We start from the raw sequence: 8,449 nt of genomic DNA, 5'->3' as shown, positions 1-8,449 counted from the left end.
ACTGCAACAACATATAGGTGAATTCGGTAAAGGAGATGCCCTCACCTTCGCGCTCAATCCGCTGCTTGACCGATTCTTTGTTGATCATGTTGTTAACGGAGAAGTGCTTACCCACATCGCGCAGGAAGCTGAGCACATCCATTTTCCCAACCCAATCTAGGTTATTAACAACGTCGGCGGAATTAGCCCCGCATTCGAAATCGATAAAACGCGACACCTGAGCGCGCAACTTACCAACCCAGGACGCCACTACATCAGGTGTGTTGAGCTTACGCTCTTGCGCCTTAAAGCTAGGATCGCCGATTAAGCCGGTCGCACCGCCTACCAAGGCGATAGGTTTATGACCTGCAAGCTGGAAGCGCTTGAGCATAAGCAAGGGAACCAAGCTCCCTATATGAAGGCTGTCGGCGGTGGGATCGAAACCACAATAAAGAGTACAGCTTGCGGAGTTAAGGTGTTCGGCCAAAGCATCGCCGCCCGTTGTTTGCGCGATAAGGCCGCGATCCTGCAACTCCTGCAAGAAATTTGTGTCAATTTTCGTCGTCATACTTCACCAAAACCGTGTTCAAAGCTGAATTTAAGCGGGTAAAAAAAGTTGGCCACAATATCCTATCCCGCGCCAAAAACAAGACCGAAACACGACCAAGTTACAAGAAAATGAATTTTAAAGATGTCTTTAGAAATTTTTTCTGCTATAACTATCAGCCCAGAAACTAACATATAACGCCGGGTTAGCCTTTCTATATGCATTCAATAATAAAAAGTTCCAAAAAGGCGCTCAGCGCAACGCTTGAACAGATTCCGCGCGGCCACTTGGTTGCAGCAGGTTCGTTGGTTGCTAGCTTGTTAGTCATGCTCGCGTTGAATCCAAGTCAACCGGCTCCCTCTGAAGCAATTGATAATCCCGCGCAAGATCTTGTTATTGATACCCATTTAGTTGATTCCATTCCTGAAACCAGCATTCTCTTGTCATCTAAGAATGAAAAACAGGATGAAGAGCAAGCAGATTTCAGCTTGGCTTTTTCAGACATCAACACCATTCTGGCACCGCAAGAAGCTAATCAAGAAATAGCAAAGAAAGAAGCAAAATCTAGCAAACCTGCGTTACAAGAGCTCACGATTAAATCTGGCGATAACCTATCCAGCGTGTTTGCACGCATGGGGCTGAATGACCGCGATATCTATGAGTTGTTTGATGGCAATAAAAGCGCTAAAGATTTACGAAGTATCGCCCCGGGACAGAAATTTGAATTCCTCGTGGACGCACAAGGCAAACTGCAAGAACTTAAATACTACAAAAATAACCTAGATTCGCTGAAATTTACCCGCAACGAAACCGGTTTTACCAGCCAACAAATCTCCCTAAAACCTGAAGTGAAGCGCAGCTTCCGTCAAGGAACCATTAATAGCTCCCTGTTCGTTGCAGGCAAGCAGGCCGGCCTTCCTAATACATTAACCATGGAACTCGCCAATATCTTTGGTTATGACGTGGACTTCGCATTGGATATTCAGAAAGGCGACCAGTTTAAAGTTTTGTTTGAAGAGCAATATCTCAACAACGAGAAAATTGGTACTGGTGCGATTCTAACGGCAGAATTTACTAACGCCGGTAAAACATACCGCGCAGTGCGCTACACCAATAAAGATGGTATTACCCGTTATTACTCGCCGGATGGCAAAGGCTTAAATAAAGCCTTCTTACGTACACCAGTGGATTTTGCTCGCATCAGTTCTTCCTTCAGCTTGGCGCGTTTGCACCCCGTTTTAAACACCATTCGTGCGCACAAAGGTACTGATTACGCTGCTTCTGTGGGAACCCCTATTCGCGCTACGGGTGACGGAAAAGTGATTTTCGCGGGTCGCCAAGGTGGTTACGGCAACCTGATTGTGATTCAACATGGCCAAGGTTATGAAACACGCTACGGTCACATGAATGGCTTTGCCAAGGGCATTTCAACCGGATCGCGTGTAAGCCAAGGTCAAGTTATCGGTTATGTGGGAATGACTGGTTTGGCCAGCGGTCCTCATTTGCATTATGAGTTCCATGTAAACGGGCAGGTTCGTAACCCCGTGACTGTTCAACTGCCACAATCCATGGGCGTAGCTTCCAACGAAAAAGAGCGCTTCAATGCTGCAACCCAAACCTTGGTTGCGCAACTGCAAACAGCTGATAGCAAGAGCCGCCTGGCTTTAGGCGAGAGCCAAACCAAATCTAACTGATGAGCACTGAGTATTATCTTGGTCTCATGTCTGGCACCAGCGCTGACGCCGTTGATTTAGCGTTGGTCGATTTCGCAAATAACACGATCAATCTAGTCGCTACACACGCCTTCCCCTTACCCAGATCCACGCGTCAGCAAATTCACGGTTTATCCACCCCCAGCGAAAACGAAATTGACCGAATGGGAGAGCTGGATATACAGCTTGGCGAGATTTTCGCGGATTCCATCAATCAATTAATCCAAAAAACGGGCATTCCAGCCCAGCTAATTCTGGCAATTGGAAGCCACGGTCAAACTATCCGTCACCGCCCTCCCGGTACCTTCGCACATCCATTTACATTGCAAATTGGTGATGCAAATGTCATTGCCGAGCGCACAGGTATTACCACAGTCGCTGACTTTCGCCGCCGCGATATGGCGGCGGGTGGCCATGGAGCGCCGCTAGTACCGGCATTTCACCGTGCTATTTTCCAGTCCGAAACTATAGATCGCGTAGTGGTGAATATTGGCGGAATGGCGAACATTACGTGGTTGCCAAGGTTTGGCCATACAAAAGGGTTTGACACAGGCCCCGGCAACGTTTTGATGGATGCTTGGACTCTGAAAACCTTGGGCAAAGCTTATGACTCGAATGGCGATTGGGCGGCCTCTGGAAAGATTGATGTAAATTTGCTTCAAGCACTGCTCGAAAACCCGTTTTTTGCGCAGATGCCCCCCAAAAGTACCGGTCGGGAACTATTTAATCTGGCTTGGATTGAAGCTCATACCGCAGCCAGAAACTTGGCAACAGAGGATATTCAAGCCACGCTACTGGCTTTAACGGCAGAATCCATTGCGCAGGAAATTTGCCGACTCAGCAATGAACCTTGCGACATTTTTGTATGCGGTGGCGGGGCTTACAATCGCACGCTGATGCGCGAACTCGAGAAGCGTTTGCCTCAAGCAAAGGTCGAGAGCACTCAAGCACTTGGAATCGCCCCCGAGTGGATTGAGGCCATGGCGTTCGCTTGGCTTGCGCGACAAACGATGAACCACCGAGCCGGAAACTTGTGCGCAGTTACCGGAGCGGAGCGGGAAGTTATTTTGGGTGGGGTTTATTTTGCTTGATTGGAACTGTAAGAACAGCTTAAAACAAATCAGGCAACCGAATTTATATGGAGAAGGACGAACCGCAGCCGCAGGTGCTAGACGCATTAGGGTTTTGAATCACGAATTTTGAGCCTTGAAGCCCCTCTTCGTAATCTACTTTGGCACCCACCAAATAGGGATAGCTCATAGCGTCTACTACGACTTTAACGCCATCTTTTTCCACAACAGAGTCATCTTCTGCGACGGCTTCATCAAAGGTAAAACCGTATTGAAAGCCTGAGCAGCCGCCACCCGTTACATAGACACGCAGCTTCAGATCCGGATTATCCTCTTCTTCTACAAGGCTTTTTACCTTGGCAACAGCGCTATCTGTAACGTAAACAACTTGTGGGACAAAGATTTCTGCGGTGGCCATTAACAACTCCAAAGACGGTTACTGCGCAAGTAATTATCCCTTTACCTGAGTAAATTAGTCAACTATTAACGGGGTTTGAGGAAATGAACTCTACCTGTACATCCTTCATGGCAGCTTGTTGCTTTACGTTGGAATGCATTTGGCCGATCAACTGTGCACCCTTCACCATTTCTATCGATTGATAATAAATCGCCCCTTCCACCACCGCTTTAGCCGCGAGCTCCAAGTGCTTACTCGAATAAATGGTTCCGCGCACGTGACCATTAATGATTGCATTGGACGCATGGATTTCGCCTTCAACAACGCCCGTTTCGGTCACAATAAGCTTGGCGGGCTTGCCCTCTTCCGTATAAATATTGCCTTTAAGCGTACCTTCAAGATAAAAGTCGCCGCTGAAATGAATATCACCTACCACCTTAGTTGCCGCGCAAAGTAAGGAGTGATGACTAGCAAAGGCTTTTTTCTTTTTGGAGATCAGCATGGCAATTCTCTTTTAAGGAATGGATTTATTGGGTTTGGTAGCAGACATCGGCCAGTCCAGTTCAGCTGTGACCAACGGAGGAGCTTTTTTATCGAGCGTTTTGACTACCAATTCAACATTTTGCGGTGTAAAACCGGAAGGTAGCGTCATATCGCCTTCCAAGGTCTGAAAATACTTAAAGTTAAGTGGAATACTAGGCACCGTGACCTGAGAGGACACTTGGTACAAAGACAACTGCAAGGTTTTGCCGTTTTGCTGGCCGATAATCCTAAACTCCAAGGTTCCTGAAAAATCCGCCTCTTTGGTAGACAGCTTTTGAACCGTCAGGCTGTAACTAAAATGTCCACTATCTTTCAAAGGCAAAACAGTAAAAACGCCAAAGCTAATTCCCAGAGGATTGGTTTTTACACTCGGGGATAAAAGGTCTTTGTAAACTCGTAAATCACGCTCTGAAGCGCTAATTTGAGCTTTTTGGGTCATGACGAGCTGACGTAAATCTTCCATGGTTTGGCGATCCACCTCTGCACCAGTGCGTAACTGTGCGACCTGCCGGGAGAGTTCGGCGGTTGCTTGATCTTGCTTGGCTCCCGCTGCTGCCTCCAGCGACTCATAGCGTTCTTTCGTAAACCAAACACCCGTGTAATAGGCACCACCAACGCAGGCGACAAATAGCACAAGCAACACCAACCACCGCACCGCGCTAGCCAGCGGGCTATGGGGGATAATGCGCATGGGTTTAACTTTGCTACCTTTAACCGCCACGTTTATCTGCCTTATTAAGTGGAACGAAAGTGTTTAAAGTACGAAAGCTCTAAAGCAAGAAGGGACCAAGTGGTCCCTTTTTGATGATCTAGACGAACAAACTTATGGCAAGAGCGCCACCACATTCAGACCGGCGGTTTCTTCAAAGCCGAACATAATGTTCATGTTTTGAATAGCTTGGCCTGACGCGCCCTTGGTCAAGTTGTCGATGACGGACAATACCACTACCGTATCGCGATTTTGCGGACGCAATACCGAAATCCTGCACATATTCGAGCCTTTCACGGTACGCGTTTGGGGTAATACGCCAGCAGGCAAAACATCTACAAAAGGTTCATTGGCATACCGTGCCTCATACAAGGCCTGAAGATCAGGTAGCTTGTTTACATCCAACGCCGTTGCATAAAGCGTAGCGTGGATACCCCTAATCATCGGCAGCAAATGCGGAACAAAAGTTAAGCCCACAGGCGCAGCGCCAGCGGGTTGAATGTCACGTAAACCCTGCTCAATTTCTGGTAAATGACGATGGCCTGATACGCCGTAAGCTTTAAAGCTATCCATAATTTCGGTGAGCAAATTATCGATTTTGCCTTGGCGACCAGCACCGCTTGCACCGCTCGCTGCGTTGGCAATAAGACGGGTTGGATCAACCAGATTGTTCTCCAACAATGGCAAGAAACCCAATTGGGTCGCGGTTGGATAGCAGCCTGGGCAAGCAATCAACTTAGCGGTTTTAATGGCTTCACGATTTACTTCAGGTAAACCGTAAACAGCTTGGGATACCAACTCAGGCGCGCCGTGAGGCTGGTTGTACCATTTCTCCCAGAGGGGAACATCGCGGATTCTAAAGTCAGCGGACAAATCGATAATGCGGGTGTTAGTAGCCATGAGCGCAGGCATCATGTTTTGCGCTACACCGTGCGGAGTGGCGAAGAACACCACGTCCAACTCACCAAGCACAGCAACGTCCGGCTCGGTAAAGGCTAAATCGATGTGACCGCGCAAGCTTGGGTACATATCAGCCACTTTTACACCCGCTTCGGCGCGTGAAGTAATTACGCTCACCTCAACCTGTGGATGATTGACCAACAACCGTAGCAATTCGACTCCGGTGTAACCTGTACCGCCAACAATACCTACCTTAATCACGTGCAACCCCTTAAATTTACTGCGTAGCTAATTTACTGCGCTAACCAAATGGTTTCGCCATTTGCTTCATGGCGAAGCTTTGGGCTATGGTGCAGCCCTGAACAGCCCACTATGATAAGAGCCTTGCCGATAAACCGAAAGTAAAAATATGACCCAAATGACCCCGCCTCTTGAGCCTAAATCGCTACAAAGCCGCTGGCATACGGCAAGCGAACGCTGGCGGGATCGGCTCTCGGGCATGGATGCGCTACCTTTGCTAACCATTTTGGGGTTACTCACAGGTGTTATCGCGGGAACAGTGATTGTTATTTTCCGCCTCATGGTTGAAATCCCCCTGCACTTCATACTTCCTGAAAATACTGAAAATTTTGAGGGTTTAAGCAATAGCTGGCATTTCTGGCTACCCTTTTTGGGTGCAGCAGTATTCGGGTTAGTCCTGCAGCGTGTAAATAAAGAACATTACGCCGCCAGCGTCGGCCATGTTATCGACCGCATCCACAATCATCAGGCGCGCATGCCGCTGGGTAACTTTATTAACCAGTTTTTGGGTGGTGCTTGGTGCTTGATTACCGGGCAATCCGTAGGTCGTGAAGGCCCAGCCGTTCACTTGGGTGCCGGTAGCGGCAGCTTACTGGGGCAATGGTTAAATCTACCGAGTAATGCCTTGAGTTCCTTAGTCGGATGCGGCGTTGCCGCCGCTATCGCCGCCTGTTTTAACACACCACTAGCGGGCGTTATTTTTGCGATGGAAGTGGTCGTAATGGAATACAGCATCACTGGTTTCATTCCCGTCATCCTCGCTGCCGTAGCTGGGACTTTTATCAACCAGTGGGTGTTTGGATTTTCAACGGTATTCCACGCTCCGCCTGTTGCGCTCAAGAGCTTGCTGGAACTGCCGTTGATCACTGTATCGGGACTGATAATCGCAGGATTCGCCGCTGCATTTATCCGCTTGCAGGCGATGACTTGTAGGGCTTCGTTAAACCAACCTATCGCCTTACGCTTTGCTGTAGCGGGTTTACTGGCGGGCATAGTTTCGCTTTTCGCACCGCAAATCATGGGTGTGGGTTATGACACCATCAACAGCGCTCTCGCAGGCAACATGGGACTCTGGCTGTTGCTGGTCATTCTGCTGGCCAAGCTTTTAGTGACATCCGTAAGTCTTGGCGTTGGCTTACCGGGCGGCGTTATCGGGCCTTTGCTGTTTATGGGCGCCTGCGCGGGTGGAGCTTTAGGTGTGATCGCCAACCACCTTATGCCGAACTCAGCCAGCCCCGTCAGTTTTTATGTGCTTCTAGGCATGGGCGCTATGATGGGCGCAGCGCTCAATGCTCCACTGGCCGCCATGATGGCAATTTTGGAGCTCACCTATAATCCCAATATCATATTCCCCAGCATGTTGGTCATTCTGGTGGCATGTCTCGCCACACGCTGGGTATTTAAATGCGATGGTCTTTATCAAACCCTACTCGCTATACACGGCAAAAAATCGAGCCTTAGCGATCACGAACGGCTTTTGAGTCGCGTGGGAATTCGCAAGGCGATCGACAAAGAGGTTGTTGAAGCGGCAACGCAAATCAGTTTTTCTCAGGCACGGACACTCTTGTCCGACAACCTCCGATGGATTGTTCTGACTGAACAGAAATTGCTCGTGGATTCCAATAACCTTGGGCATTTACTAAGTGACAAGCAAGCGCCGGCTGATACACTGCTCAACCTGTTAAGCCTGCCCGCGAAGCCGTACGTAGAATTGGCAGATCACTCCAATTTGTACCAAGCCTTGCTGACCATGAACCAAGCAAACGTGGACGTCGCCATTGTGAAAACCCTGCAAGCCCCCGGCTTGGGCGTGATCACGCGCGAGGCCATTAATCACATTTACAGCCCACAAAAAATCTTATGACATTCCTCTGGCTAAAAGCTTTCCATATTGTTGCCGTCGTCTCCTGGTTTGCCGCGCTGTTTTATTTGCCGCGCCTATTTGTTTATCACACCATGAGTGAAGACACTCCTAGCCGCGAGCGTTTCAAAATTATGGAACGCAAATTACTGCGCGGAATTGCAAACCCCGCCATGATTGCCGTTTTCATTTTGGGCAGTTGGATGAGCTACTTAAATTGGGATTATTACTCACACGCCACTTGGTACTGGTGCAAGTTGGTTTTGGTTGGATTAGTGACAATTTATCACCACGCATGTGTCGGTTACTTCAAGCAATTGCGCGACGACAAATGCCAAAAGAGCCATACTTTTTTTCGCATCTTTAATGAGCTGCCCGTGTTCTTATTAATTGGGATTGTCATCATGGTTGTGGTAAGACCGTTTTAATTT

Annotated in this window: 9 protein-coding genes (1 of these 9 cut by a window edge); 4 read left to right on the top strand and 5 right to left on the bottom strand. The window is 48.6% G+C overall.

From position 1 onward, the window contains the following. On the bottom strand, positions 1 to 547 hold the 5' end (the start) of the coding sequence (gene tyrS / locus U1F02_RS12695) for a tyrosine--tRNA ligase (RefSeq protein WP_409990774.1). It extends 764 nt beyond the left edge of the window; only the first 547 of its 1,311 coding nucleotides appear in the window; it begins with the start codon at positions 545 to 547; the stop codon falls past the left edge of the window. A 197-nt stretch (positions 548 to 744) separates the two neighbouring features. Between tyrS and U1F02_RS12690 the strand changes: the two genes are divergently transcribed. Together U1F02_RS12690 and U1F02_RS12685 are read left to right on the top strand one after the other, a co-directional pair. After that, positions 745 to 2,220 carry a peptidoglycan DD-metalloendopeptidase family protein gene (locus U1F02_RS12690; RefSeq protein ID WP_409990773.1) on the top strand — a complete coding sequence of 492 codons (1,476 nt, stop codon included), beginning with the start codon at positions 745 to 747 and terminating at the stop codon, positions 2,218 to 2,220. Beyond that, positions 2,220 to 3,329: an anhydro-N-acetylmuramic acid kinase gene (locus tag U1F02_RS12685; RefSeq protein WP_409990772.1), complete on the top strand. Its 1,110-nt coding sequence runs from the start codon at positions 2,220 to 2,222 to the stop codon at positions 3,327 to 3,329. Before U1F02_RS12690 ends, U1F02_RS12685 begins: the two co-directional genes overlap by 1 nt. 43 nt (positions 3,330 to 3,372) lie before the next feature. Here U1F02_RS12685 and erpA read toward each other — a convergent pair whose 3' ends face one another. From erpA to argC, 4 genes are all read right to left on the bottom strand, one after another. Next, complete coding sequence (gene erpA, locus U1F02_RS12680; protein WP_409990771.1) at positions 3,373 to 3,726, bottom strand: iron-sulfur cluster insertion protein ErpA; 354 nt, start codon at positions 3,724 to 3,726, stop codon at positions 3,373 to 3,375. A gap of 58 nt (positions 3,727 to 3,784) precedes the next feature. Further along, positions 3,785 to 4,207: a polymer-forming cytoskeletal protein gene (locus U1F02_RS12675; RefSeq protein WP_409990770.1), complete on the bottom strand. Its 423-nt coding sequence runs from the start codon at positions 4,205 to 4,207 to the stop codon at positions 3,785 to 3,787. 12 nt (positions 4,208 to 4,219) lie between these two features. Continuing rightward, entirely contained in the window at positions 4,220 to 4,969 is a 750-nt protein-coding gene (locus tag U1F02_RS12670; RefSeq protein WP_409990769.1) for a DUF6776 family protein, read from the bottom strand. Positions 4,970 to 5,071: 102 nt separating this feature from the next. After that, a complete protein-coding gene (gene argC, locus U1F02_RS12665; protein WP_409990768.1) occupies positions 5,072 to 6,118 on the bottom strand; it encodes an N-acetyl-gamma-glutamyl-phosphate reductase in 1,047 nt (348 codons plus the stop codon). Positions 6,119 to 6,266: 148 nt separating this feature from the next. Here argC and U1F02_RS12660 point away from each other — a divergent pair, with 148 nt between their 5' ends. Both U1F02_RS12660 and hemJ read left to right on the top strand, forming a co-directional pair. Then, positions 6,267 to 8,021 carry a chloride channel protein gene (locus U1F02_RS12660; RefSeq protein ID WP_409990767.1) on the top strand — a complete coding sequence of 585 codons (1,755 nt, stop codon included), beginning with the start codon at positions 6,267 to 6,269 and terminating at the stop codon, positions 8,019 to 8,021. Next, positions 8,018 to 8,446, top strand: coding sequence for a protoporphyrinogen oxidase HemJ (hemJ, locus tag U1F02_RS12655; RefSeq protein WP_409990766.1), 429 nt, complete (start codon positions 8,018 to 8,020; stop codon positions 8,444 to 8,446). Before U1F02_RS12660 ends, hemJ begins: the two co-directional genes overlap by 4 nt. Positions 8,447 to 8,449: the final 3 nt, after the last annotated feature.

Source organism: Cellvibrio sp. (assembly GCF_046347455.1).
In the GTDB taxonomy this organism is placed as follows: domain Bacteria; phylum Pseudomonadota; class Gammaproteobacteria; order Pseudomonadales; family Cellvibrionaceae; genus Cellvibrio.
This window is presented reverse-complemented; position numbering and strand designations above follow the sequence as displayed.